The following is a 26,050-nucleotide window of genomic DNA, read 5'->3' as shown; positions in this document are numbered from 1 at the left end:
ACCTCCGGATCCGATGCCGGATCGAGCTCCGACGTGCGGATCCACTTGCCCGGGCACCCGTGGACTGCCAGAATCGCCGCATGGCCCCGTCTCGCCCGCCCTCTCAGCGTCCTGTCCAGCTCGACGAGGTGTCGAAGGCGATCATCGAGCAGCTGCAGGCCGACGGTCGGCGCTCGTACGCCGAGATCGGCAAGGCCGTGGGCCTGAGCGAGGCGGCCGTCCGGCAGCGGGTGCAGAAGCTCACCGAGTCGGGCGTCATGCAGATCGTCGCGGTGACGGATCCGATGCAGCTCGGCTTCTACCGCCAGGCGATGATCGGTGTGCGCGTCACCGGCGACACCCGCGACGTCGCGGACCGGCTCGCCTCCATCCCCGCCGTCGACTACGTCGTGCTGACGGCCGGCTCCTTCGACATCCTCGCCGAGGTCGTGTGCGAGAACGACGACGATCTGATCGCCCTGCTCAACCAGGAGATCCGGTCGCTTCCCGGCGTGCTCTCGACCGAGACCTTCGTCTATCTGAAGCTCCACAAGCAGTTCTACAACTGGGGAACGCGGTAAAAGATGACCACCGAGACAGCCTTCTCGACCTCCGGCCTCGAGTCGGGCGATCCCGTCCGCGGGACCGACGCGCCTGGGGGGATCGACGACGCCTCCCTGCAGAAGAAGGCGAAGGACCACCTCTGGATGCACTTCACCCGTCAGTCGACGATGGACTCCGGCGCGGGCGTGCCGATCATCACGCGCGGCGAGGGACACCACATCTGGGACAGCACCGGGCGCAAGTACTTCGACGGCCTGTCCGGCCTCTTCGTCGTCAATGCGGGACATGGGCGGCGCCGACTGGCGGAGGCCGCGGCGAAGCAGGCGTCCGAGCTCTCCTTCTTCCCGCTCTGGTCCTACGCGACCCCCTCGGCGATCGAGCTGGCCGACCGGCTCGCTGACCACGCGCCGGGCGACCTGAACCGGGTCTTCTTCTCGACCGGCGGCGGCGAGGCGGTGGAGACGGCGTTCAAGCTCGCCAAGCACTACTGGAAGCTGCAGGGCAAGCCGGGCAAGCACAAGGTCGTCTCGCGCTCGGTCGCGTATCACGGCACTCCCCAGGGAGCGCTCGCGATCACGGGCATCCCCGGGATGAAGTCGATGTTCGAACCGCTGGTGCCGGGCGGCTTCCGTGTCCCCAACACCAACTTCTACCGGGCTCCCGAGCACGGCGACGACCTGGAGGCGTTCGGCCTGTGGGCGGCGAACCGCATCGAGGAGATGATCGAGTTCGAGGGGCCGGACACGGTGGCCGCCGTGTTCCTGGAACCCGTGCAGAACTCGGGCGGCTGCTTCCCGCCCCCTCCCGGGTACTTCCAGAGGGTCCGCGAGATCTGCGACAAGCACGACGTGCTGCTGGTGTCCGATGAGGTGATCTGCGCGTTCGGCCGTATCGGGCACATGTTCGCCTGCGACGAGTACGGCTACGTGCCGGACATGATCACCTGCGCGAAGGGGATGACCAGCGGCTACTCCCCCATCGGCGCGACGATCGTCAGCGATCGGATCTACGAGCCCTTCCGCCACGGTCAGGTCGTCTTCCCGCACGGCTACACCTTCGGCGGCCACCCCGTCTCGGCCGCGGTCGCGCTCGAGAACCTCGACATCTTCGAGGAGGAGGGCCTGAACGAGCGCGTGCGAGAGAACTCGCCCGTCTTCCGGTCCACGCTCGAGAAGCTGCTCGACCTGCCGATCGTCGGCGACGTCCGGGGCGACGGCTACTTCTTCGGCATCGAGCTGGTGAAGGACAAGGCGACGAAGGAGACGTTCGACGAGGACGAGTCGGAGCGGCTGCTGCGCGGATTCCTCTCGAAGGGGCTCTTCGACGCGGGGCTGTACTGCCGGGCGGACGACAGAGGCGATCCCGTCGTGCAGCTCGCACCGCCGCTCACCATCGGCCCGCGCGAGTTCGACGAGATCGAGCAGATCCTCCGGAGCGTTCTCACCGAGGCCTGGTCGCGGCTCTAGCGACCTCACGCGGCGCGCTCCCGCCGATCGGCGGCGAGTGCGGCCGCGACCCGGCGCGCACCTGCGTGGTGCGGATCGAGAGCGACGGCCTCGTCGGCGAGCCGTCCGGCCTCGTCGGCACGGCCCTCACCGGCCAGGATCCGCGCGAGGAGGACGAGCACTCCGGCTCGCTCGCTCGCGGGTGCGACGACGGCGGCACGGCGGAGCAGCGGGGCGAGCGCTCCCGCCGCGCCGGGGTCACCGCTCCGCGCCGACCGCAGCACGCGGTCCGCACCGCGGCTGCGCTGCACGGCCACGACGAGCGCAGCCAGGCCCGCAGGCCGGACCTCGGGATCGGGACCGGTGAGAGCTCGCCCGACGAGGTCGTCGACGCCGTGCAACAGCACGTCGGGCAGTTCGGCCCGCGGGTGGCGGTCGAGGAGACGGTCGACCGCGGCGGCCACCGCTCGCGGGTCGTCCCGGTCGCCGGCCTCGAGCCCGTCGTCGCGGCCGGACGACGGGAGCACGGCGACGCGGAGGGCGAGGCCGGGGAGCCGGCGCGCACGCTCCTCGAGGGCGGCGACGAGTCCCTCGCACGACTCCGGACCCGCCTCGCCGGGATGCACCAGCGCGAGTGCTCGCTGCACCCGCCCGAACCGGCCGAGCGCACCGAGGCTGGCCCGCGCGATCAGGGACGGATCCGCCCCCGACAGCTCGAAACGGAGCGAGCCGCTCGGCGCGCCGGCCCGGAACGGGACGAGCACGAGGCTCGCCTCGGCCGCACCCCGCCGGGACCCGTGAGCGGCGTGGAACAGGGCGGCGTCGTCGGGTGAGGCCGGGACACGCGAGGCGGGAGCGGGGTGGAGGAAGATCGCTGAGGAGGTCATGCTGCGATCCTGCCGACCCTCGCACCCGCCGGGAGCGACGGCCCTCGGGATCATCGGAAGGATCTCGAGATCGCCGCCTGTGGAGGGAGAGGTCCCATCGACACCGAATCGCCGGCGCACGGATGGCGCCCTCCGGCCCCCAGGAATTCCCCCACAGGGACCGATCGGCCGAGTTCTGCACCGGTGTCCGATTCCCGCCGGTCGGCGGGGAGTCCCGCGGATACTCTCGACGCATGAGAACGACTCCCCTTCACGTCCGACGGACGACGAGCCCCCTCGGCCGCATCGAGGTGGGCAGCGACGGCGATGCGATCGTCTCGCTCGCCATCGAGCAGGCCGGTCTGCTCCCGCACGAGCACCTCCCGGAGTCGGACCTCCCGGTGCTCCTGCGGGCCGTCGAGCAGCTGGACGAGTACTTCGACGGGACCCGCCGCTCTTTCGATCTGCCGGTCGCTCTGCGCGGCACGCCCTTCCAGCTCGAGATCTGGCAGCGGCTCCAGGCTCTGGGCTTCGGGGAGATCACCTCCTACGGCGCACTGGGCACGGCCGCCGGTCGCCCCCGGGCGGGCCGGCCGATCGGCGGAGCGGTCGGTGCGAACCCGGTGCCGATCATCGTGGGCTGCCACCGCGTCCTCGCGAGCGACGGACGGATCACCGGCTTCAGCGCGGGCGAGGGCGTCGCCACGAAAGCCTGGCTTCTCGATCACGAGGGGATCGCCCACCGATGAGCACGGCCGACGGACTCGTCGAGGGAGAGGACGGCCTGGTCCGCTGCGCCTGGAGCGGCGCGGATCCGGAGTACCGCCGCTACCACGACGAGGAATGGGGCACCCCGCTGCACGGAGATCGCCCGCTGTTCGAGAAGATCTCCCTCGAGGCGTTCCAGTCCGGCCTCTCCTGGATCACGATCCTCCGCAAGCGGCCGAGGTTCCGCGAGGCCTTCGACGGCTTCGATCCGGCCCGGGTCGCCCGGTACGACGACGCCGATGTCGAGCGGCTGATGGAGGACAGCGGCATCATCCGGAACCGCGCGAAGATCATAGCCACCCGGGACAACGCCCGGGCCGTGCTCGCGCTCCTCGAGCAGAGAGGCGAGGGCGCGCTCGACGAGCTCGTGTGGTCCTTCCTCGATCCGGACGTCGAGGACCGGGTGGTCCGAGCCGCCGACGTCCCTGCGACGACGCCCGGGTCGACGGCGCTCGCGCGAGCGCTGAAGGCCGCGGGGCTCCGCTTCGTCGGACCGACCACCGCGTACGCGCTGATGCAGTCGGCCGGAGTCGTCGACGATCACCTCACCGGCTGCTGGCGCCGACGCTGACGCCTACGACTCCGGTACGACGAGGTCGAGCTCTCCCGTGTGCCGGTTCTCGGCGAGCAGGAACCCGCGCCCGGCCGCCCACGCCGAGAGCTCGCCGAGTGACTCCGTCGCCACCCGGTCCTCCGCCAGCGCCCTGACGAAGCGCCCCTTGCCCTGCTTGTTGAAGTGGTTCAGCGACCGGAGGGCGCCGTCGGCCCCGCGCGAGCGGACGCGGACGAAGAACCGCCCCTCGCCCGCGGGAACCGGTCCGAGCGCCGCGTACGCCTCGCTCCGCAGATCGAGGACGAGCCCGTCGAGCGCGCTCAGCACCCGCCCGGCCTCCGCTGCCCACCAGCGCTTGAGCGGCCTCCCCGGGACGCGGGAGTCGTGGGACAGACGGTAGGCAGGGATCAGGTCGAGGGCGCGGATCGGCCCCCAGAGCGCGGACTGCACGATCGCCGTCCGACCGAGCACCTCCCGTGCACCGGGATCGAGGCTGCGCGCGTCGAGCGCATCGAAGAGCACCCCGTCGAAGCGGTCGACCGCGGGGAGGCCTGCCGCGGTCGCGAGCGCCGCGTTGCGATCGATCTCGCCGAGCTGACGCGGACCGAGCTTCAGCGCCCGGGCCGAGAGCTCGCGGTCCCCGGCCAGCGCGATCAGCGCCTCCGCCAGCTCGCGCCGCTTCGCGTGGAGCTCGGGGAAGGCGAGCGACTCGAGCACGAACGGCTCGTCGCCGCCGCCGCGCTTCGTCTCGGACGGTGGCAGCAGGACGTGCACAGGACTCCTTCGGAGAAGAGGGACGGGCGGCACGACGAAGGGGCCGGACGATCGCGATGATCGTCCGGCCCCTCCGTGCCGCGGTGAGCGGCGGTGTACTAGACCAGCGATGCCTGACGGGCGACCACGGTCACCACGTCGTTCTCGACGGACAGGAAGCCGTCGTCGGCCTGCGCGGTGAGACGCGTGCCGTCCAGGGCCGTGACGCGCACCTCGCCGGTGGCGAGGATCGCGAGCATCGGCTCGTGGCCGGCGAGGATGCCGATCTCGCCCTCGACGGTGCGAGCCGTGAGCTGCTTCGCCTCTCCGGACCACACCTCGGCGTTCGCGGACACGACGCTGACCTTCAGGGTCCCGGCCATGATCAGCCGTTCTCCTTCTGGATCTGGGTCCACTTCTCCTCGACGTCCGAGATCGAGCCGACGTTGAAGAACGCCTGCTCGGCCACGTGGTCGAACTCGCCCTTGGTGATCGCGTCGAACGACTCGATCGTGTCCTTCAGCGGGACGGTCGAGCCCTCGACACCCGTGAACTTCTTCGCCATGTAGGTGTTCTGCGAGAGGAACTGCTGGATCCGGCGCGCACGCGACACCGTGATCTTGTCCTCCTCCGACAGCTCGTCGACACCGAGGATCGCGATGATCTCCTGCAGCTCCTTGTTCTTCTGCAGGATCTGCTTCACGTTCGTCGCCACGCGGTAGTGGTCGGCGCCCAGGTAGCGGGGGTCGAGGATGCGCGAGGTGGACGTGAGCGGGTCGACTGCCGGGTAGAGGCCCTTCGACGCGATCTCGCGGGAGAGCTCGGTGGTCGCGTCGAGGTGGGCGAAGGTGGTCGCCGGCGCCGGGTCCGTGTAGTCGTCGGCGGGGACGTAGATCGCCTGCAGCGAGGTGATCGAGTGTCCGCGCGTCGAGGTGATGCGCTCCTGGAGCACACCCATCTCGTCGGCGAGGTTCGGCTGGTAGCCCACCGCGGAGGGCATGCGACCCAGGAGGGTCGACACCTCCGAGCCGGCCTGCGTGAAGCGGAAGATGTTGTCGATGAAGAGCAGCACGTCCTGCTTCTGCACATCGCGGAAGTACTCCGCCATGGTCAGTGCCGACAGGGCGACGCGCAGACGCGTTCCCGGCGGCTCGTCCATCTGGCCGAAGACGAGCGCGGTCTTGTCGAAGACGCCCGCCTCCTCCATCTCGGCGATGAGGTCGTTGCCCTCACGGGTGCGCTCGCCGACGCCGGCGAACACGGACACTCCACCGTGGTCCTGCGCGACGCGCTGGATCATCTCCTGGATGAGGACGGTCTTGCCGACGCCCGCGCCGCCGAACAGGCCGATCTTGCCGCCCTGCACGTACGGAGTGAGCAGGTCGATGACCTTGATGCCGGTCTCGAACAGCTCGGTCTTGGACTCGAGCTGGTCGAACTGCGGGGGCTTGCGGTGGATGGGCCAGCGCTCGGTGATCTCGAACGACTCTCCGTTGATCTTCCCGTCGGCGTCGGCGTTGAGCACCTCGCCGATCACGTTGAAGACCTTGCCCTTGGTCACGTCGCCGACCGGGACCGAGATCGGCAGGCCGGTGTCGTGGACCTCCTGGCCGCGGACGAGTCCGTCGGTGGGGTTCAGGGAGATGGCCCGGACGAGGTCGTCGCCCAGGTGCTGCGCGACCTCGAAGGTCAGCTTGCTCGAGACGCCCTCGACCTCGACGTGCGTGTAGAGCGCGTTGTAGACCTCGGGGATCGCGTCGTGGGGGAACTCGATGTCAACGACGGGGCCGGTGACGCGGGCGATGCGGCCGATGGCCCCGCCCGACGTCCCGGTCGCCGCCTCAGGTGCGGTCAGTGTCATTGCTACTTCCTTCTGTGGTCTCACCGCTCCCGGAGGGCGGAGTCGAAACTGTGTGGAGCGGAGCCCTCTTACTTGGAGGAGGACAGGGCGTCGGCGCCGCCGACGATCTCGGCGATCTGCTGCGTGATCTCGGTCTGGCGGGCGTTGTTGGCGAGACGCGTGTAGGTCTTGATCAGCGTGTCCGCGTTGTCGCTCGCCGACTTCATGGCCTTCTGGCGTGCCGCGTGCTCCGAGGCCGCCGACTGCAGCATCGCGTTGAAGATGCGGCTCTCGACGTACACGGGCAGGAGGCGGTCGAGGACCGTCTCGGGGTCGGGCTCGAACTCGTAGAGCGGGTACAGCTCGCTGTTCTGCTCCTCGGCGCCCTCGACGACCTCGAGCGGCAGCAGCCGGACGACGGTCGGCTGCTGGGTGACCATGCTGACGAAGCGGTTGTAGACGAGGTGGATCTCGTCCACGCCGCCCTCCTCGTCATCGAGGTTGTACGACTCGACGACCGCGTCCGCGATCTCCTTCGCCGTCTCGAACACGGGTTGGTCGGTGCCGCCCGTCCAGACGCGGACGCTGGCCCGCTTCCGGAACGAGAAGTACGCGTTCGCCTTGCGGCCGACCAGGTAGAAGACGACCTCCTTGCCCTCGCTGCGCAGCAGCGCGGCCAGCTCCTCGGCCTCCTTGAGCACGCTCGAGGAGAACGCGCCGGCGAGGCCGCGGTCGGAGGTGAAGATCACGATCGCGGCCGTGTCCAGCTTCTCGCGCTCGGTCGTGAGCGGGTGCTCCACGTTCGAGTAGGTCGCGACAGCGGACACGGCGCGCGTGATCGCGTTCGAGTACGGCGCCGCGGCAGCGACGCGGTTCTGCGCCTTCTGGATGCGCGAGGCCGAGATCAGCTCCATGGCCCGAGTGATCTTCTTGGTCGTCTGGGCCGAGCGGATCTTCGACCGGTAGACCCGGAGTTGCGCTCCCATGTGTCTCCTGTTGTCCTAAAAGTGGCGAATCGACGGGGTGCCGCTGGTCAGCGACGGCCCTTGACGATCTTCTCCTGGCCGACCTCGTCGGCCGCGATGGCCTGGTGCTCCTCGCGCCCGACCGAGGCGAGCGGCTTGCCCTCACCGGTCTGGAACTCCAGCTTGAAGCCGTCGACGGCACGGTTGAGCTCGGCGACGGTGTCGTCGGAGAGCACGTTGGTGTCGCGGAGGGTGTTCAGCACCTGGGTGTTGCGGCCCAGGTAGTCCAGGAGCTCGCGCTCGAAGCGCAGCACGTCGGGGACCGGGACCTCGTCGAGCTTGCCGTTCGTTCCGGCCCAGATCGAGACGACCTGCTCCTCGACGGGGTACGGCGAGTACTGCGGCTGCTTGAGCAGCTCGGTCAGGCGGGCGCCGCGGGCGAGCTGACGGCGCGAGGCGGCGTCGAGGTCGGAGGCGAACATCGCGAAGGCCTCGAGCGAGCGGTACTGCGCCAGCTCGAGCTTCAGCGTGCCGGAGACCTTCTTGATCGACTTGACCTGCGCGTCGCCGCCGACCCGCGAGACCGAGATGCCCACGTCGACCGCGGGACGCTGGTTGGCGTTGAAGAGGTCGGACTGCAGGAAGATCTGGCCGTCGGTGATCGAGATCACGTTGGTCGGGATGTAGGCCGAGACGTCGTTCGCCTTGGTCTCGATGATCGGGAGACCGGTCATCGAGCCGGCGCCGAGCTCGTCGGACAGCTTCGCGCAGCGCTCCAGCAGACGGGAGTGCAGGTAGAAGACGTCACCCGGGTACGCCTCGCGTCCCGGCGGGCGGCGCAGGAGGAGCGACACGGCGCGGTAGGCCTCGGCCTGCTTCGACAGGTCGTCGAAGATGATCAGGACGTGCTTGCCGCCGTACATCCAGTGCTGGCCGATGGCCGAGCCGGTGTAGGGGGCGAGGTACTTGAAGCCGGCGGGGTCGGAGGCCGGGGACGCGACGATGGTCGTGTACTCCATCGCTCCGGCGTCCTCGAGCGCGCCCTTCACCGAGGCGATGGTCGAACCCTTCTGGCCGATGGCGACGTAGATGCAGCGGACCTGCTTGTTCGTGTCGCCCGACTCCCAGTTGGCCTTCTGGTTGATGATCGTGTCGATCGCGATGGCCGTCTTGCCGGTCTGGCGGTCCCCGATGATGAGCTGGCGCTGGCCGCGGCCGACCGGGATCATCGCGTCGATGGCCTTGATGCCGGTCTGCAGCGGCTCGTGGACCGACTTGCGCGACATGACGCCGGGAGCCTGGAGCTCGAGGGCGCGGCGGCCCTCGGAGGCGATCTCGCCGAGTCCGTCGATCGGGTTGCCGAGCGGGTCGACGACGCGGCCGAGGTAGCCGTCGCCGACGGGGACCGAGAGGACCTCGCCGGTGCGGGTGACCTCCATGCCCTCCTCGATGCCGGAGAACTCGCCGAGGACGACGACGCCGATCTCGTTCTCGTCGAGGTTCTGGGCCAGGCCCAGGACGCCGTTGGAGAAGCGGATGAGCTCGTTGGCCATGACGCCGGGGAGGCCCTCGACGTGGGCGATGCCGTCGGCGGCGTCGATGACGTAGCCGACCTCGGTGGTGGAGGCCTTGCCCGGCTCGTACGACGAGACGAAGTCCTTCAGCGCGTCGCGGATCTCATCCGGGCTGATGGTGATATCTGCCATGGGAATTCCTATTCGTTGGGTCCGTGCGAGCCGAAGAGGTCGTCGGGGCCTGACCTGGATGGTGCGGGGGTCGAGGGCAGTGCCCTCTGAGGATACGTGCGCCCGTCAGGACGCGAGCTGGAGCTTCAGGTCGGACAGCCGTGCGGAGACGGTTCCGTCGATGACCTCGTCGCCGACGTGCAGGCGCATCCCGCCCAGGAGGGAGGGATCGACCACGACGTTGACGGAGACCGGTCGGCTGTACTGGCGCGTGAGCGCCGAGCGGAGCCGGTCGAGCTGCTCGGGGGCGATCGGTGCGGCGACCGAGACCGTGGCGAGGATGAACCCGCCCTGGTCGGCGACCACGCCGGCTGCGAAGCGGACGAGCTCCGGGATGCGTCGACCGCGCGGGTGCGCGATCAGCTGCCGGAGGATCGCCAGCGTCTCGGCCGCGGCCTTGCCCTCGAGGAGGCGCTGCACGAGCGCGACCTTCGAGTCGGCGGCGGCGAGCTTGCTGCCGAGCGCGAGCTCGAGCTGGGCGTCGGAGGCGACGACCTCGCCGAAGGAGTGGAGCTCCTTCTCGAGGTTGACGCCCTCCGGAGCGGAGGACGCGATCGCGCGGACCCCGACCTCCTCGACACCGGCGACCATGTCGCTCGGGCTCGACCAGCGGTGGCCGACGATCACGGTGAGCAGGCGCTTGGCCGGCTCGCCGAAGGGACCGAACACGCGGGCGACGAGAGCCTGCTTGCTGCTCGAGTCGGCGCTCGGGTCGGCGAGGGCCGCGCGCAGCTGCGCCTGGCCGTCGATGACCCGTGCGGCCTCGAAGAGCTGCTGGGCCGTGTCGAGGGACGCCTGACCGGCGAGAGCGGAGAGCTCCGCCTTCGCCGATGCGAGTGCCTGCCTGGACGCGCTGCCCATCAGTTGTTCGCCTTCTCCGAGGCCTCGAGGTCGGCGAGGAAGCGGTCCACGATCGCGGACGCCTTCGCGTCGTCGTTGAGGCTCTCGCCGATCACGCCGGAGGCGAGGTCGATGGCGAGGGTTCCGACTTCGGAGCGGAGCGAGACCACGGCGGCCTGACGGTCCGCCTCGATCTGGGCGTGCGCGTTGTGGAGGATGCGCTCGGCCTCGACCTGCGCCTGCTCCTTCTTCGCCGCCACGATCGCGTTGCCGTCGGCGTTCGCCTTCTCGCGGATCACTCCGGCCTCGGCGCGGGCCTCGGCCAGCTGGGCGGTGTACTTCTCGAGGGCGGCCTCAGCCTGTCGCTGGGCCTCGTCGGCCTTCGCGATGTTCCCCTCGATCGCGGCGGAGCGCGCGTCGAGCATCTTCTGCAGGCGCGGCAGGACCAGCCTCCAGAAGAAGAACAGCAGGATGAGGAAGATCACCCCCGACCAGAAGAAGTCGTAGAACTCCGGGATCAGAATGACCGCGGGGACGTCACCTTCTTCCGCAGCGATGTTCACAGCGGTGCTGAACACGACTACGCCGCGAAGATGAAGTAGGTGGCGAGGCCGATTAGCGCGAGCACCTCGGTGAACGCGATGCCGAGGAACATCGTGGTCTGGAGGCGGCCGGCCATCTCGGGCTGGCGCGCCATGGCCTCGACGGTCTTGCCCGCGACGATGCCGACACCGATGCCGGGGCCGATCGCTGCGAGGCCGTAACCGACCGTCGCGATGTTGCCGGTGAGTTCGGCGAGAACGGTGACTGAGTCCACGAGTGGGTCCTTTCAGTGGGGTGATCGTGAGAACGGGCGGGAGCCCGTGAGTAGTGGGGTCAGTGCTCCTCGGCGACGGCCAACTGGATGTAGACCGCAGCGAGGAGGGTGAAGATGTAGGCCTGCAGCACGGCGACGAGGAGCTCGAAGAGCGTGAACGCACCGCCGAAGGCGAAGGTCACGACGCCGAAGAGCTTGAAGCCCGGGTCGATCTGGGAGCTGAAGAGGAAGAACTGCGTGGCCGAGAAGCACAGCACCAGCAGGAGGTGGCCGACGATCATGTTCATCACGAGCCGCAGCGCGAGCGAGAGCGGACGGATGATGAACGTCTGCAGCAGCTCGATCGGCGTGAGGATGAAGTAGATCAGGAACGGCGCTCCGGGCGGGAACAGGGCGTTCTTGAAGAAGCCCATCCCCCGGTCCTTGATGCCCGCGTAGATGAACGTCACGTAGGCGACCAGGCCGAGGAAGAGCGGCATGCCCACCACGGAGGTCCCCGCGATGTTCAGGAACGGGACGATGCCGGTCAGGTTCATCGAGATGATCGCGAAGAAGATCGTCACGAGGATCGGGAGGAACCGGCGCGCGTCCTTCTCGCCGAGGATGTCCTTGGCGATGGTGACGCGGACGAAGTCGAACGCGAGCTCGACGACGTTCTGGAAGCGGCCGGGGACGAGGCGCAGCTTGCGCGTCCCGAGCCAGAAGAACAGCATCAGTGCGATGACCGCGATGAAGCGGACCAGCATGACGCGGTTGATCTCGAAAGGGGTTCCCTCGAAGAGGAAACCGGGCGGGAAGAACTCGGAGATCGACGGGGTGTGGAAGTCACTCTCACCGGTCGAGGACGAGACCAACAGGGTCACAGCGTTAGCAAACAGCGCTAGCTCCTGGAATTCGGGGCGTGGCACGTTGCAGCCGACCGAATCGAATCATTCGGACGCAACGCTCTCGCGACGACGAAAGGTGGGGTTTTCCGCTCGGACGGCGATCGTGCTCGACGACCGCCATCAACGATGAGACGATCTGAGGACACGTTCGCCTGCGGGATTCGTCCCTACTGTAGCAACAGAACGGCCTGAGAGCCGAATCGTGGTCCTCTCAGGAACCGTTCGGCTCGTCCTCATCGAGCGATGTCGCTGACGTTCGGCATGCGCGAGCGCGAGACGACGAGGACGTCGATCACCAGGGACCCCAGGACGGCGACGATGATCGTGACGAACATCGCGGTGCTGTTCAGCCACGGCTGATCGCGCAGGACCAGGGCGGCGATCACGAACAGCACGAACTTGGCGAGCCACGTGCCGAGGACGACGGCGAAGAACCCGCCGATGTCGAGGCGGTTGGCGACGAGGATGCTCGCGGCGGTGAGGAGCACCATCACGCCGCCGACGATCGCGCCGAGGAGGGCTCCGATCGCGCCCTCTCCCCCGGCGGCGATCCCGCCGACGACGGTGCCGAGAACGGCCAGGGCGAGCACGAAGAGGCCGCCCACGACCAGCGCGCGGCGCAGGACGGGGACGGACGCGGGCTGCGGACGGGGGGTGGCCGGGGAGGCTCCGGTCATGATGCTTCCTTCCGCGCCGTGGTCGGCGCTGTCGTGTCCCGGTCGATCGGGAGTCCGGCCGGCGGACGGAGCAGCTCCGTCGAGGACGCGCGGTCGAGGGGGTCGAGGACGGGTGAGGCCTCCGCGGACTGCGCCGCCGCCTCGAGCCGCTTGCGGCGGCTGAGCGGGGCGAGCGTGACGACGGTGCAGACCAGCAGACCGACTCCGAGGAAGACGAGCGGGACCCACAGCACGTCGACCACGAACATCAGCAGGCAGCTGACGGCGACGACGGCGGTCCACGCGTAGAAGATCAGCACGGCGTGCAGGTGGGAGTGCCCCATGTCGAGCAGGCGGTGGTGCAGGTGCTTCCGGTCGGCGCTGAACGGCGACTTGCCCGCGCGCAGGCGCCTGATCACGGCGAGGCCGAAGTCCATCAGCGGCACCACGAGGATCGCGAACGGCAGGATGATCGGGATGAACGCGGGCAGGAGCTCCTTCGCCGCGAGCTGGGCCGGGTCGATCTGGCCGGTGACCGCGATCGCGGAGGTGGCCATCAGCATCCCGATCAGCAGTGCGCCGCTGTCGCCCATGAACATCCGCGCCGGACGCCAGTTGATGGGGAGGAATCCGGCGCAGGCGCCGACCAGCAGGACCGCGATGAGCGAGGCCAGGTTGAAGTAGTCGGTGGGCGAGGTCTGCTGCACCAGCAGGTAGCTGTAGAGGAAGAAGACGCCGTTGGCGATCAGGGCGACGCCCGCCACGAGGCCGTCGAGGCCGTCGATGAAGTTGAGAGCGTTGGTGACCAGGACGATCGCGAGCACGGTGATGATCAGCGACATCCACGGCGAGCCGACGGTCAGGCCGCCGATCGGCAGGGAGACGATCTGCACGCCCTTCCAGGCGATCAGGCCCGCGGCGATCAGCTGACCGGCCAGCTTCGTGGTCCAGTCCAGGTCCCAGATGTCGTCGGCGACGCCGATGAGGACGATGAGCAGGCTCGCGCCGAGGATCGCGAGGATCGGCTCGGGATTGGCGAACACCAGCCGGAAGTAGGGCAGCTGGGAGGCGATGCCGAAGCCGACGAGGATCCCGAGGAACATCGCGATGCCGCCCAGGCGGGGGGTCGGCCGCGTATGCATGTCCCTGACGCGGATCTTCGGGTAGAGCCGGTACTTCAGGCTCAGCTTCCAGATGACCCACGACAGCGCTCCGGTCACGAGCGCGACCGCGAGCGAGACGAGGGCGAAGGTGATCACCGGTTACTCACCCGGAGCGGAGTCGGTGCGGGCGGCGCCGGTGCCGGGCGTCGGCGCGTTCGTGCTCGACGAGCCCGTGTCCGGCGCATCGGCGGAATCGACGGGCGCGGAGTCGCCGGGCGCGGAGTCGTCCTGCAGGCGGGCGCCGGAGGCCCAGTCGGGGCGCGCGGTCGGGGTCCGCTCGAAGGCGTACGGGTCGCTGCCGGTCGCGGTCTCGGCGGGCTCCTGCTGGTACCCGGCCTGCGCCGCGCCGGCCGTGGAGGCGTCGGGATCCGACGTCTCGGCACGAGGCGCGTCCGGATTCGGCAGCAGGTCTCCGACGACCTCGCGGATCCGCTCGGCCGACACGACGCCCTGGCGCAGGATGCGCAGGGTGCCGCCCTCGAAGCTCAGCGCTGTCGCGTCGACGATCGTCGAGGACTCGCTGGCGCCCGCGGGGCGGTCGCTGTAGCGCGATCCGGCGGCGCCGGCGTCGAGATAGACGTCGACGGAGTCGCCGAGCTGGTCGAACGCCTCCTGTACGGTCGTGGCCGAGGGCTGCCCGGTGCGATTGGCGGAGGAGACCGCCAGCGGGCCGGTCTCGGCGAGGAGCTCGATCGTCACCGGGTTGTCCGGCATGCGCAGCGCCACGGTCCCGCGCGTCTCGCCCAGGTCCCAGACCAGTGAGGGCTGGGCGTGCAGGACGATGGTGAGCCCGCCGGGCCAGAACTCGCGCGCGAGGTCGCGCACCGCCTCCGGCACGTTCTCGGCGAGGGCGTCGAGGGCGGCCACGTCCCCGATCAGGACGGGCGGCGGCGACTGCCTCGTCCGTCCCTTCGCGTCGAGCAGGCGCTGGACCGCGGCGGCGTCGAACGCGTTGGCCGCGACGCCGTAGACGGTGTCGGTGGGGATCACCACGAGCTCGCCGCGGCCGATGGCCGTCCGCGCGAGACGGGTGCCGGTCAGGAGGTCCGTGTCGACGGAGCAGTCGTAGATGCGTGCCATAACGGGTCGATGATACCGGCGCGGTCCGTGTCCGGACCGGCTGCGGCGCGGCGGTCGCGTCAGCGCCGCCCGAGGCCGGGGCTCGGCGGCCGTCGCAGCGGCGCCCGACCCGCGCCGGCCGAGGCCGCCGGAGCGCTTCCGTGAGGCACTCGGCCCGGCGTGGCGGGCGCCTCCGCCGACAGGACGCCCACGAGCGCCACGGAGACGGCGAGCGTCGCGAGCGAGTGCTGATCGCCGAACCAGGTGGTGTTGTCGGCCATCCCGTGCAGGAACGTCCAGAGGACGGCGACGGCGAGCGCACCGACGGCGACGGCCTCGTTCCGGGCGACCCGGAGGAGCAGGCGCACGACGGCGACGGTGGCGAGGAGGAGGAACGCGAGGACGGGGAGCGCGATCAGGAGCCCGCCGTTGGTCCACGCGGTGACGAGGAGGTTGTGAGGCGGGCGCGGCTCGCTGTGCTGGGTGAACTGCGACCCGCGCGCCAGCCACAGCTCCTGCCATCCGCCGTACCCCAGCCCCAGCAGCCAGTTGTCGGGGAACGCACTCGCAGCCAGGCGCAGGAAGTCGCCGCGGGCCCCGAGCGTGAGCAGGCCGGCCTCCGCCAGCTGCGGGAAGGACACGGCGACGGCGTACACGGCCGTGATCCCGGAGGGGATGGTGATCATCCAGGCGACCGGACCGAGGCTGCGTCCCTTGAGTCCGCGGATCGCGGCGACCAGCAGGGGCAGGACGATCGCGAGGACGATCGCGGTCTTGGACAGCGTGAAGAGGGCGCCGACCAGCCCGGCGACGGCGACGAGCAGGAGGAGCCTCCCCCGCTGCCGTCTCCAGACGGCGAAGGCCAGCGCGCCGGTCGTGGCCATGTACATCGAGGCGATGTTGCCGTTGAGGAAGAACCCTCCCGACTTCTCCTGCAGGACGTTGTTGAAGGACGTCGTGAAGATGTCCCGCACGTAGATGTCGGAGAACAGCACCGCGTCCGGCCACCGGAGGTAGGCGGTCTCCTGCACGGGATCGAGCTGGAAGAGGATCGTGAGCGTCACCTGGAGGAGGAACACGGGCGCCGCCCAGTTGAGGGCGCGGCCGACGACACGCCAGGCGCCGTCGCCGAGCCCGCGGACGGCCAGGTACGGAGTGAGGAAGGAGACGACGGAGACCACGTCGCGCAGCGCGGCCGCGCGTGCTCCGGAATAGGTGAGCGCGAAGAGGGTTCCGGCGATCACGAGGAGGACCACGACCACGAACCGGTCGATCCGCCCGCCGCGCAGCCGCGCCACGGAGTACGGGAGGAAGAGCAGGCTCCAGGCGACCGGAGCGGTGACGGGGCCCAGGGTGTAGAGCTGCACGACGCTCAGCGCCAGGAGCACCGCGAGGAAGACGAGGACGATCCGCTCGTGCCGCCGCTGAGCGGGATCCGCCGGCGCGCGCGACGGCCGCCCGCGGGTCTCCGGAGCGTCGGTGACGCGGGTCGCGGCGATGACGGAGGGACGAGAGGCGGTCGGGCGGCGGAGGAGGGCGTCGTCGGCGTGGCGGCCCATGTCAGAGCCGTTCCGCGGAGGTGCCGGTGGAGGCCTCCGTCTGGCGGAGCGGAGGAGCGGCGCGCCGATTCCGGGACGACGGGCCGACCTCTCGCGGCGGGAGGGTCGTCCGCGGGCGCCGGTCCGGGGCGGGAGGCGGATCGAGCAGCACGGGAGAGGCGGTGGCGTCGGCGGACGCGGGCGGGAGAGGGGATGCAGGTGGCATGTCGCGCCGACACTAATCGCGCGGCACGAGCCTCGACGGGCTTGGCGCGGAACGTCGATCCGCGTGCGCGCGGCGTCCCCGCGCCTCAGCCACGGGGGTCTGCCAGCAGCTCGTCCGCGCGGCGGGCGATGCCCGGCCAGCCGAAGTCCGCCGCTCGGCGCCGCGACGCCGCAGCGACCTCCGCGCGTCGCCGGGGATCGCGCAGCGAGGCGATGAGGGCGGGGAGCTCCGCGAGGACGGCGTCCGCGACCTCCTCCTCCGTGCCCGGCGGGACGAGGACGGATCCGTCGACCACTCCGTCGGAGGTGCGCAGGATCTCGGGGAGGCCTCCGCGCTCGACCGTCACGACGGGGATCCCCCGCGAGAGCGCCTCCACCACCACCATCCCGAACGGCTCGTCCCAGCGGCAGGGGTAGAGCAGGAGCGCCGAGGAGCCGAACAGCTCCAGCAGGTCCTCGTGCCGGAGGAACGGGAGCCGGCGCACGACGCCGGGCAGGGCGGCGACAGCCTCGTCGAGCGCTCGGACGTACGGGGTGGGCGTCGCGTCGTCCCCGAGGCCCGATGCGCCGGCGATGACCAGCCGCAGATCGGCGCCGTGCTCGGTCCGCATCCGCCTCACGATCTCGACGGCCTCGCGGGCTCCCTTCTCGGCCACCAGCCTCCCGGCGAAGACCGCCTCCGCAGTACCGCCGAGCGGCGCCGGCGGGACCTCGGGCGGAGGGACGACCCCGTTGTACAGGACGGCTGTGGCGATCAGGCCGTACCGGTCGACCGCCCGGGCGCGCAGGAACTCGCTGCAGAAGATCCACTCGTCGACCGCGTCGAGGTAGCGCCGGGCGGCGGCGGGATCGGGTGGCAGGTGATCGAGCAGGTCATTGTGCAGGTGTGCGATGATCCGCCCCCGGTAGCCCAGGCGGCGCAGGCGCACGGCGTAGCGGGGGCGGTTGTGGATCCAGACCGTCGGGACACGGCGCAGCGACGGAGCGAGCACCAGCAGCCAGAAGCGGCCACCGAAGGACAGCCGGCGCAGCTCGGCGCCCGGGTCGCTGTCGCGCCGACGCGCCAGGAGGAGTGCCGCGCGCCGCTGGACCGCGTAGATCCGCCGGTACAGGCGGTGCGGCCGGACGTCCACGCCCGGTGACGCCGACGACCACGGCGCGTGCACGGCGATCCGGAGCGAGGACCGGGACACCGTCTCGCGGACCCAGGTCGCCACGGCTCCCCCGCTGCCGTCGAAGCGCTCCTCGGCGGCCAGCACCACGGCGACCTCGACCGGGGCGGCGGAGCCGAGCCGGAGCCGGGCGGGCAGTCGCGACAGGACGAGCGATCGCGCCTCGGCGATGTCGCGCCCCGGCGCCAGGAGGGCGGTCGCTCCCAGCACGAGGCCCGCGAGCGCCAGCTCCACCGGGAGCAGCCGCAGGGGCGCGCCCTCGGGGAGCAGGCGGAGCAGGAGCAGCACGATCGCCATCGGTGCGGCGAGCAGCGGCCCCGCGGCGCACGCGCGCAGGAACGCGCCGAGGCGCACTCCGAGCACCACCCGCAGCACGGCGCAGGTGACGGCGAAGCCGAGAGCGCTCGAGAGCAGCAGCCCGCCGATCAAGCCGTCGAGTCCGAACAGCACTCCCCCGCCGACGATCATCGGGATCGTGATCGCGGTCTTCACGATGTTCACGATCAGCCCGAACCGCACCCGGTCCATCGCCATCAGGATGAAGCCGACCGGGTTGCCGATGGCCCGCACCGCGCCCACCACCGTCAGCGCGCTCGTCATGCCCGCGATCCAGCCCCAGCCGGGTCCGTAGAACAGTCGCACGATCTCCTCGGAGCGCAGCGCCACCAAGATCAGCGGCGGGATGCTCGCCATGCTGAGCACCGCGGTGACGCGGAGGTGGGTCCGCGCGACGCGCTCGCGGTCGTGCTGGATCGAGGAGAACACCGGGAACATCACTCGCGTCACGATCGGGTTGACCCTCGCGGGGAGGTTCACGGCGAGGTTGTATCCCAGGGTGTATCCGCCCAGCTGGGCCGGTCCGAGCAGGCGGCCGATCGCGAGCGAGCCGGCGTTCGAGCCCAGGTAGTTGACGATGCCGTCGAGGGTCTGGAAGACGCCGAAGGAGAGGAAGCGGGCGGTCTCGCGGATCCGGAACCGGAACCGCAGCCGGAACCAGCGGCGGGCCTGCACGAGGGCGAGCACGGAGCGTAGAGCCGCGGTCGCGACGAGCCCCCACGCGTAGGAGAGCGCCCCCGCGCCCGAGACCGCGAGGCAGACCGTCACGGCGAAGCCGCCGACGAGAGCGATCGTCTCGGACACGGCGACCGCTCGGAACCGGATCCCCTTCTCGAGCACCGCTCTCGGTACCTGCCCGACTGCGCTGCCCACGAACACGAGCGAGGCGACGGTGAGGACCGGCGCCGCGGCGGCTGACCCGAGCAGGGAGGCGATCGGTGCGGCACCCAGGAGGACGGCGACGGTGACCAGGAGCCCGACGGAGAGGTTGAGCCAGAAGACCGACGAGAGCTCGAAGCTGGTCGCCCGCCGGCGCTGGATGATCGCCTGGGCGACCCCCATGCCGAGGAAGATGTCGACGAACGCGTTGAGCAGGGTGACGATCGCGATGATCCCCATCTCGGAGGGGTCCAGCAGTCTCGCCAGGAGCGCGAACTGCCCGAGCTGCACGACGAGCGCGACGGCGAACGAGACCGCCGTCCAGGCGGTCGCGTCGACGGTGCTCCGGCGCAGGCTCACCTTTCCCGCCCGGCGGAGGCCGGACGGAGGCCCGGTCGCGGATCGTCGGCGCGGTGCTCGGCGCGGCTCATCCGCGATCTCCGTCCGTCGTCGTCGGCATCGATCGGCCGGCCGCCCGGTCGTAGAGGTCCTCGAGGTCGCGGATCCGCTCGGCGAGGTCGAACGAGGCGAGCACGCGCTCCCGCCCCTCCGCACCCATCCGCTCCGCGCGGTCCGGGTCCCGGAGCAGGGCGGCGAGCGCCCCGGTCAGGCCGGGCACGTCCCCCTCCGGGACGAGCAGCCCGGTGACGCCGTCCTGGACCGCCTCCGGGACGCCGCCGTGGCGGTACGAGACGACAGGGACGCCTGCGAGCGCGGCCTCGAGGAAGACCATGCCGAAGCCCTCGGAGTCGCCTGTCGCCGCGGTCCGAGACGGTGCGCAGAAGACCGCGGCGCCGGCGAGGATGCGGGCGACCTCGGCGGGGGGCAGGGAGCCGGTGAAGGTCACCTGCAGGCCCAGCCGCGCCGCCTGCTCGACGAGCGCCTCCCGCAGGTGGCCGTCGCCGACGACGGTCAGGGGGACGTCGCGGATCGGTCCGGGGAGGGCGGCGACCGCCTCGAGCAGATCCGGAACGCCCTTCTTGTCGGTGAGGCGTCCGACGAAGACGATTCCCGCGCGCTCCGCAGCCGGTGCGGCCTCGGGGCGGGAGGTCGGGACGCCGATGTAGCCCACTCCGGTGCGCCGCGGGTCCGCCCCCAGTCGCAGGAGCCCGTCGGTGATGAAGCGGGAGACCCCGATCACCGCGAGCGCGGTGCGGAAGACGGCGCGGGCCTCGAGGGCGCGGTGAGCGCGGGCGAAGGGTCGGAGCAGGCGCGGAGCTCCGGTCGCGAGCGGCCAGCTGGTCACGTCGTAGCCGTGCCCCGTCACGACGAGCGGGAGGCGCCTCCTCCGTGCGTACCGCGCGATGGAGACGGCGTCGATGAGGAAGTGCGCGTGGATGAGGGCGGGCCGGTGCTCATCGACGATCGCGTCGAGCCGTCGTGACACTCCGAACCACCGCAGGAGGAGGGACCGCCGCCCGCGAGGGGTGATCGGATCGTGCAGGACGATGTCCGTGCGGTCGTGGAGGACGCCCGAGCCGGTGCGCTCGAGGCCCACTCCGAGGGCGCGCCAGCGCTCGAGTCCGTGCATCTGATTGCGGACGAACGTCTCGGAGTCCTGCAGCCACGCGCGCTTCCAGACCAGGACCAGCGGCCTCTCGGCGGCGGCGGCGACTCCCCCGTGCTCAGCGGACGGCACGGCGCACCCGGTAGCGGAGGGCCGCGACCACGCTCGGCAGCACCCGCACGGCGTCGCCCAGATAGCGCCGCCAGAGCCTGCCGGGCTCCCGGCTGAGCCGGTGCGCCCACTCGAGGCCGAGGCGCTGCACCACGAGCGGCGCCCGCGGGATCTCGCCGGCGAGGAAGTCCACGGCGGCGCCGACGCCGAGGCACACCGCTCCCGTGCCGCCGACGGCGAGCAGGCGCTCGCGGACCTCCTCCTGCTTCGGGGAGCCGAGGCAGAGCGCGACGATGCGGACGTCGGTCGCGCGCAGGGTCGAGGAGAGGCGGGCGAGGTAGGCGTCGTCCGCGAGCTCGGCCGGCTCCGGCGAGACGACGACCGGCACCTGCAGCCCGGCGAAGCGCTGCTGCAGCTCGGCGGCTGCGCGATCGCCGACTCCGGGGCGTCCGCCGATGAGAGCGATCGGCGCGCCCTCGAGCGCCGCGCGACGGCAGACCTCGGTGAAGAGGTCGATTCCTGTCACGCGGCTCGCCGTGCGGTGACCGTACGAGCGGGCCAGCCAGACCAGAGGCGCCCCGTCGAGCACCACGAGGGACGCCCGGCCGTAGTACCGCCGGAACTCGCCGGAGTGCTTCCAGCGCACGAAGTGGTCGGTGTTCGGCGTGACGACCAGCTCGTCGCGGCCGCTCCGGGACAGCTCGAGCACGGCTTCCGCCGCCTCGTCGAGCGTGGTGATGCTGGCCGGCATCCGCTCGATGCGGCCGGTGATGTAGGAGGTCATGCCGGTGCTCCTCGGGGGTCGGTGCGGGAGGGAGGGAACGGAGCTGGTGTGCGGAAGGGGCCGGTCGCGGCCGCCTGCACGGGGACGGTCACGTCGTCCACCGGGTGCTCCTCCGATCGGAGAGCCGGCGGCGGGTGTCGTGCACGGCGTAGAGGATCCGGCTGAGCGCGGTGAAGGCGGCGGGGACGTGCTTGAGCACCAGCCCCAGGACGAGCAGCCGCGGCGACCGCGCGGAGCGGAGCACGCGGACGTCGCGCAGCGCCTCGGACCCGAGCCGGACGCCGGTCTCGACGAGCGCCGGGTCGGAGTTCTGGCGGATCGGGGTGAGCGCGACGGGGACGGCGTAGAACCAGGTCGTGAACCAGTCCGACAGCGGGCGCGGCACCTCCTCGAACGTACGGGCGAGCGCCGCGCGCATCTCCTCGGCGCAGACCAGGAGGTTCCGGAGGTCCGGGTCGCGCCGACGGGTGATCGAGGACGCCGTGTGGATGTAGGAGTAGAGGATCTCCGGCACGAAGAGCACCCGTTCCGACGCCTGGACCGCCCGCAGCACACCGACGAAGTCGGACTGGGAGCTCAAGCGCGGGAAGAGCTCCTCCTGCAGGACGGCGCGGCGGAAGAGCTTGTTCCAGAGGAAGCCGTGCAGGCGCCCGGACGCCATCCGCTCGAGAGCGAGTTCGGACGAGACCAGTTCGCGCCGGTCGAGACCGTCGATCACGCGTCCGGAGGTCGACTGCCGGGTGCGGTAGAGCGCCCGGCAGACGACGACGTCGGCCGCCGTCCGCTCGGCCTCGGCGGTGAGGGTCCGGAGGATCTCCGTGTCCCATTCGTCGTCGACGTCCACGAACCAGACGAACTCGGAGTCGATGCCGTCGAGGGCGCGGTTCCGGGCGGCAGCGACGCCGCCGTTCTGCTCGAGGAGCAGGACCCGGGCGTCCTCGCGTCCCTCGGCCCACTTCTCGAGCACCTCCGCCGTGCCGTCCGAGGACGCGTCGTCGACGAGGACGACCCGCATCCCCGGTCCGAGAGTGAGTGCGAGCCGCGCGAGGAAGCCGTCGAGCCGGGCGATCGCGTTGTAGCAGGGAGCCACGACGGTCACCGAGTGCACGCGCCCGCTCACCGTCGGCCCCCGAGCTCGCGGTAGGCGGCGACGACGGGGCCGAAGACGGAGTCGGGCGAGGCGGCCTCGTCCACCCACGCCTTCGCGCGGTCGGCCTGCATCAGGAGCCCCTCGGGTCGCTCCAGAGCGGCGGCGAGGAGCTCGGCGATCCGCTCCCCGTCGGCGTCGGCGGGGAGCAGGAGGCCCCGGCCGTCGGCGAGCAGCTCGCCCACACCGCCGACGTCGGTCGCCACGACCGGGCGACGGCGGGCCATCGCCTCCAGCATCACGAGCGGAGTCCCCTCCCACCGCGAGGTGGACAGGAGGAGGTGCGCCGCGTCCAGCGCTCCGGTCACGTCCGCCGACGGACCGGCGAAGTCGACCACTCCGGCTCCCCGGGCTCGCTCGCGCAGCACCGGCAGCATCGGACCGTCGCCGAGCCAGGTGCCGGTGACGGGGCGGACCCGGGCGAGGGCCTCGACGACCGCGAGGAAGCGGATCGGGTCCTTCTGCTCCGCGAGCCGCCCGATGCCGAGGACGCGGACGACCGGCTCGGCGAGTTCCGGCGCGCTCGCGGGCTCCGCGGTGACGTTCGCCGGGGCGTTGCCGGTGACCACGACGCGATCCTGCGGGCGGCCGTAGCCCTCGACGACCATCCGCCCCACGGAGGCGGAGACGGCGAACACCCGCCGGGAGCGGAAGGAGAGCGCTCGCCTGTCGATCCCGGGCAGCTCGGTGTGCGCGTGCTCGACCACGGGGACACCGAGCGCGGCGCCGACGAGGAGGGCCAGCAGAGCCTCGCGGCGCTGGTGGGCGTGCAGGATGTGCGGGCGGAACCGGCGGACGGCGAGAGCGAGGCCGCGGAGATCGGCCGCGAAGCCCTGTCTCGGTCTCGGCACCACGAAGACGGGCGACTCCTGCGCGGCGCGGTCGCTGAGCGGCCCGGGACGCCCCCAGTAGGCGGTCTCGCAGCCGTGCTCGCGGCTCCACGCGCCCAGGGAGAGGGCCACACGCTGCGCTCCGCCGTCCTCGAAGGAGTCGAGGACGTGCAGGATCCGCAGGGATCGGGAACGGGCGGCCCTCATGAGAGCGCCCCGTCGGGAACCGCGCCCGGGAAGCGGACGTCGAGTTCGGCCAGGACGGCGTCGACGTCGCGGCCCATCGTCCCGCGGTCGACGTCGTAGTGATCGGCGAGGAGGTCGACGACCTCGTCCCGGGGCCGGCGCTGCCGGATCACGGCCTCGAAGACCGAGGCGGCGCTCGGCGAGAGCACGATCGGGGGCACCGACGGGCGGGACAGGTCGAGCACGTAGACCTGACGGTCCGTGCGCTCGACGGCGAAGCGCTGGGCCGGCGGCGCGCTGCCACCCTGCGCCTCGGCGGAGGCCTCCACCGGATGCACGGCGCTCGCCGCGGGATCGGACGAGGCCGGGAGGTCGCTCACCGGCGCCGTGGTCGCCGCGATCGCCTCGAACGAGGACGCCGGGCCCTGCTCCTCGCTGCGGCCGCTCAGCGCCACCCTGGCGAAACCGGTGAGGGCGGAGGGGAGGCCTCGGAGCGCCCGCAGGGTCCGCTCCCCCCGGAGCCGGAGCCGACGTCGGACCGTCGTCGCCTCGGGATGGCTCGCCTCGAGATCCGCGCGGGTGGGGAAGGCGGCTCTCAGCAGCAGGCCTCCCTTCAGGCGCCAGGGAGCGGACGCCACGGCGTGCAGCCAGTTGAAGGTGTGCCGGTCGGAGCTGCGGCGCACGTCCCAGAGAGTCTGGGCGTGCCGGTAGCGCTGCTCGGGCGCGGCGGGGACTCCCCAGGAGGTGAGGAGCTCCGTCATCGGCGTCTGCGCGCCGAGCTCGACGGCCGCGTCGCGGATCGCCTCGCGCTCCTCGCTCGGAAGGCCGGCGCCGTGCGCCTTCAGAACCGCCAGCGCCGTGGTCGCCGAGGCGGAGCGCGCGCTGCGCAGCTGGTGCAGGGCGTGCAGCACGAGGTGGTGCGCGCGCCCGGGGATCCGCAGGGTCTCGTCGCTCAGCGGCAGATCCTCGGCGGCCGCCCAGAGGCGGTCGAAGACGATCCGCTCCTCCTCGAAGGCACCCGGGAAGGAGCGGTGGACGTCGACGTCGCACGGCCACGAGGGGTGGACGAGCGTGATCGAGTGGTCGACGAAGAGGGTCCAGCTGAGAGCCTCGGCGCGGCGGCGCCAGCCCATCGAGGCGAGCAGCGCGAGAGCCTCGTCGAAGCGCTCGGGGTCGACCCAGAGGTCGACGTCGGCCGACGTCATCGGCGCGCGGATCCCCTGGCGGTGCAGACCCTCGCCCTTCACCACGAGGCTGCGGACGCCGTGCGTCCGCAGGCTGTACTGCACCAGCACGGCGGCCAGGCGCAGGGCGACGGCGTTCGGCAGCATCGCGTCGGCGGAGGCGCCGACAGCCGGGACCGGTTCAGGCGACACGGACGCGTCCCTCCGCGAGGGCGAGGATCTCCTCGGCCGCGACGGACCACGGGCGCTCCCGCGCGAGCTCGGCGGCCCCCCGGGAGAGAGCCGTCCACTCGCGTCGGAGCCGGTGGAGGGCGTCCTCGTACTCCTCGCGCGTCGCGTCGTCGGAGAGGACCACGCCCGCCCCCGCCGCGCAGAGATCGGCCAGGACGCTCGACTCGATCGCGAGGACCGGCAGCCCGCTCGCCAGCGCGTCGAGTCCGGCGGCCGCGCCGGTCGTCGACGGCGTCAGATGGGCGTACGCGTGGGAGTGGCGGAGCACCTCGACGACGCCGTCGCGGTCCTGCTCGCCGACGGAGCGCAGCCCCGATGCGAGGTCGTCGGCGATCCCGCCGCCGTCGTCGATCACGGTGACGTACTCGGTGCCGTCCAGCCGGGCGAGGAGATCGAGCCGCTCGGTGCCCCGGTCGAGACCGGAGGCTCCCACGGCGGCGAAGCGGAGGGGCCCGTCGGGGGCGGACGGCGTCGGGAACGACGCGTCCGGCAGGCCCAGGGGTACGACCGTTCCCGCGAGGGCTGACGCGAGCCGCTCCGTCGGGGTGACGACGACAGCACCGCGGCGCTCCTCCTCGAACCGGAGGCGCGGGAGTGCCGGGAGGTCGTCGGCCAGGAGGACGGTCGTCGGAGCGAGCCCGGCGAGCTCCACGGCCGTCCCCGGGAGAGCCACCACGAGGTCGGGCCGCTCCGGGGCGAGCAGTCGGCGGGCCCGGCGCGTGACGACGGCGAGCCCGACGGACCCGGCGCCCCTCCGGCCGGCGGGCTCGAGGAAGCGGGCGAGCACGCTGGGGCGGAGCTCCGCCCCGCTGAACCCCTCCGGGTCACCGGTCACCACGACCACGCGGTGCCCCTGGCGGCGCCAGGCGCGCTCGAGCGGAGCCGCGTGCCAGGCGTCGAGGGCGACGATCCCGATGGTCAGCACGGGCGGACTCCCCCCGTCAGGGGGGATCGGCGGCAGGGACCGGGAGACGGGAGGAGCGCGGAGTCCCGCTGGTCGATGACCTCGTGCACAGGGCG

24 protein-coding genes and 1 pseudogene are annotated in these 26,050 nt (G+C 71.5%); 4 read left to right on the top strand and 21 right to left on the bottom strand.

Annotated elements, in window-relative coordinates; genetic code table 11:
* Window positions 1-80: 80 nt before the first annotated feature.
* Both C5C10_RS01535 and C5C10_RS01530 read left to right on the top strand, forming a co-directional pair.
* The gene (locus C5C10_RS01535; protein ID WP_104223032.1) at window positions 81-560 is read left to right on the top strand and encodes an Lrp/AsnC family transcriptional regulator; all 480 of its coding nucleotides are present in this window, start codon (window positions 81-83) and stop codon (window positions 558-560) included.
* 3 nt (window positions 561-563) lie between these two features.
* Window positions 564-2,009, top strand: coding sequence for an aspartate aminotransferase family protein (locus C5C10_RS01530; protein ID WP_104223031.1), 1,446 nt, complete (start codon window positions 564-566; stop codon window positions 2,007-2,009).
* Between the two features lie 5 nt (window positions 2,010-2,014).
* Here the strand turns inward: C5C10_RS01530 and C5C10_RS01525 are convergent, their stop codons facing one another.
* Complete coding sequence (locus tag C5C10_RS01525; protein ID WP_104328347.1) at window positions 2,015-2,875, bottom strand: hypothetical protein; 861 nt, start codon at window positions 2,873-2,875, stop codon at window positions 2,015-2,017.
* Window positions 2,876-3,108: 233 nt separating this feature from the next.
* Here C5C10_RS01525 and C5C10_RS01520 point away from each other — a divergent pair, with 233 nt between their 5' ends.
* A complete protein-coding gene (locus C5C10_RS01520; RefSeq protein ID WP_104291518.1) occupies window positions 3,109-3,603 on the top strand; it encodes a methylated-DNA--[protein]-cysteine S-methyltransferase in 495 nt (164 codons plus the stop codon).
* Entirely contained in the window at window positions 3,600-4,193 is a 594-nt protein-coding gene (locus C5C10_RS01515) for a DNA-3-methyladenine glycosylase I (protein WP_104328346.1), read from the top strand. Before C5C10_RS01520 ends, C5C10_RS01515 begins: the two co-directional genes overlap by 4 nt.
* A 3-nt stretch (window positions 4,194-4,196) precedes the next feature.
* Here C5C10_RS01515 and C5C10_RS01510 read toward each other — a convergent pair whose 3' ends face one another.
* The 20 genes and pseudogenes from C5C10_RS01510 to C5C10_RS01415 all read right to left on the bottom strand — a co-directional run bounded on the left by C5C10_RS01510 (window position 4,197) and on the right by C5C10_RS01415 (window position 25,955).
* On the bottom strand, window positions 4,197-4,949 hold the full coding sequence (locus C5C10_RS01510) for a YaaA family protein (RefSeq protein WP_104328345.1): 753 nt from the start codon (window positions 4,947-4,949) through the stop codon (window positions 4,197-4,199).
* Between the two features lie 98 nt (window positions 4,950-5,047).
* Window positions 5,048-5,311: a F0F1 ATP synthase subunit epsilon gene (locus C5C10_RS01505; RefSeq protein ID WP_104223026.1), complete on the bottom strand. Its 264-nt coding sequence runs from the start codon at window positions 5,309-5,311 to the stop codon at window positions 5,048-5,050.
* 2 nt (window positions 5,312-5,313) lie between these two features.
* Window positions 5,314-6,789, bottom strand: a complete 1,476-nt coding sequence (atpD, locus tag C5C10_RS01500) for a F0F1 ATP synthase subunit beta (protein ID WP_104223025.1) — start codon at window positions 6,787-6,789, stop codon at window positions 5,314-5,316.
* 68 nt (window positions 6,790-6,857) lie between these two features.
* A complete protein-coding gene (locus C5C10_RS01495; protein ID WP_104223024.1) occupies window positions 6,858-7,754 on the bottom strand; it encodes a F0F1 ATP synthase subunit gamma in 897 nt (298 codons plus the stop codon).
* Between the two features lie 47 nt (window positions 7,755-7,801).
* Window positions 7,802-9,439 carry a F0F1 ATP synthase subunit alpha gene (gene atpA / locus C5C10_RS01490; protein WP_104223023.1) on the bottom strand — a complete coding sequence of 546 codons (1,638 nt, stop codon included), beginning with the start codon at window positions 9,437-9,439 and terminating at the stop codon, window positions 7,802-7,804.
* A 105-nt stretch (window positions 9,440-9,544) separates the two neighbouring features.
* Complete coding sequence (locus C5C10_RS01485) at window positions 9,545-10,339, bottom strand: F0F1 ATP synthase subunit delta (protein WP_104232703.1); 795 nt, start codon at window positions 10,337-10,339, stop codon at window positions 9,545-9,547.
* Window positions 10,339-10,896 (bottom strand): F0F1 ATP synthase subunit B, encoded by a 558-nt coding sequence (locus C5C10_RS01480; protein WP_244229449.1) that lies wholly within the window; start codon window positions 10,894-10,896, stop codon window positions 10,339-10,341. The genes C5C10_RS01485 and C5C10_RS01480 overlap by 1 nt, the downstream gene beginning before the upstream one ends.
* A gap of 2 nt (window positions 10,897-10,898) precedes the next feature.
* Window positions 10,899-11,135: an ATP synthase F0 subunit C gene (locus C5C10_RS01475; RefSeq protein ID WP_055794702.1), complete on the bottom strand. Its 237-nt coding sequence runs from the start codon at window positions 11,133-11,135 to the stop codon at window positions 10,899-10,901.
* A 59-nt stretch (window positions 11,136-11,194) separates the two neighbouring features.
* Window positions 11,195-11,998, bottom strand: a complete 804-nt coding sequence (atpB, locus tag C5C10_RS01470) for a F0F1 ATP synthase subunit A (protein ID WP_068254016.1) — start codon at window positions 11,996-11,998, stop codon at window positions 11,195-11,197.
* A 257-nt stretch (window positions 11,999-12,255) separates the two neighbouring features.
* Window positions 12,256-12,699: a hypothetical protein gene (locus C5C10_RS01465; protein WP_104223021.1), complete on the bottom strand. Its 444-nt coding sequence runs from the start codon at window positions 12,697-12,699 to the stop codon at window positions 12,256-12,258.
* On the bottom strand, window positions 12,696-13,937 hold the full coding sequence (locus tag C5C10_RS01460; protein ID WP_181065442.1) for an MraY family glycosyltransferase: 1,242 nt from the start codon (window positions 13,935-13,937) through the stop codon (window positions 12,696-12,698). The genes C5C10_RS01465 and C5C10_RS01460 overlap by 4 nt, the downstream gene beginning before the upstream one ends.
* 303 nt (window positions 13,938-14,240) lie before the next feature.
* Window positions 14,241-14,921, bottom strand: a pseudogene (locus C5C10_RS01455) (L-threonylcarbamoyladenylate synthase); the annotation flags it as partial.
* A gap of 59 nt (window positions 14,922-14,980) precedes the next feature.
* Window positions 14,981-16,459 (bottom strand): O-antigen ligase, encoded by a 1,479-nt coding sequence (locus C5C10_RS01450; RefSeq protein ID WP_104328343.1) that lies wholly within the window; start codon window positions 16,457-16,459, stop codon window positions 14,981-14,983.
* A 290-nt stretch (window positions 16,460-16,749) separates the two neighbouring features.
* Window positions 16,750-19,410, bottom strand: a complete 2,661-nt coding sequence (locus C5C10_RS01445) for an MOP flippase family protein (RefSeq protein WP_181073360.1) — start codon at window positions 19,408-19,410, stop codon at window positions 16,750-16,752.
* Window positions 19,411-19,477: 67 nt separating this feature from the next.
* Window positions 19,478-20,689 carry a glycosyltransferase gene (locus C5C10_RS01440; protein WP_104328341.1) on the bottom strand — a complete coding sequence of 404 codons (1,212 nt, stop codon included), beginning with the start codon at window positions 20,687-20,689 and terminating at the stop codon, window positions 19,478-19,480.
* A complete protein-coding gene (locus C5C10_RS01435) occupies window positions 20,676-21,452 on the bottom strand; it encodes a WecB/TagA/CpsF family glycosyltransferase (protein WP_104328340.1) in 777 nt (258 codons plus the stop codon). Before C5C10_RS01435 ends, C5C10_RS01440 begins: the two co-directional genes overlap by 14 nt.
* A gap of 88 nt (window positions 21,453-21,540) precedes the next feature.
* Entirely contained in the window at window positions 21,541-22,572 is a 1,032-nt protein-coding gene (locus C5C10_RS01430) for a glycosyltransferase family 2 protein (protein WP_181073359.1), read from the bottom strand.
* Window positions 22,569-23,636, bottom strand: coding sequence for a glycosyltransferase family 4 protein (locus C5C10_RS01425; RefSeq protein WP_104328338.1), 1,068 nt, complete (start codon window positions 23,634-23,636; stop codon window positions 22,569-22,571). Before C5C10_RS01425 ends, C5C10_RS01430 begins: the two co-directional genes overlap by 4 nt.
* Entirely contained in the window at window positions 23,633-24,991 is a 1,359-nt protein-coding gene (locus tag C5C10_RS01420) for a PqqD family peptide modification chaperone (protein ID WP_104328337.1), read from the bottom strand. The genes C5C10_RS01425 and C5C10_RS01420 overlap by 4 nt, the downstream gene beginning before the upstream one ends.
* Window positions 24,981-25,955 (bottom strand): hypothetical protein, encoded by a 975-nt coding sequence (locus C5C10_RS01415; protein ID WP_104328336.1) that lies wholly within the window; start codon window positions 25,953-25,955, stop codon window positions 24,981-24,983. Before C5C10_RS01415 ends, C5C10_RS01420 begins: the two co-directional genes overlap by 11 nt.
* Between the last annotated feature and the right edge of the window lie 95 nt (window positions 25,956-26,050).

Source organism: Rathayibacter sp. AY1A3, assembly GCF_002930975.1.
GTDB lineage: Bacteria > Actinomycetota > Actinomycetes > Actinomycetales > Microbacteriaceae > Rathayibacter.
Note: the sequence above shows the minus strand (reverse complement) of the source record. Positions and strands in the feature narration are given on the sequence as shown.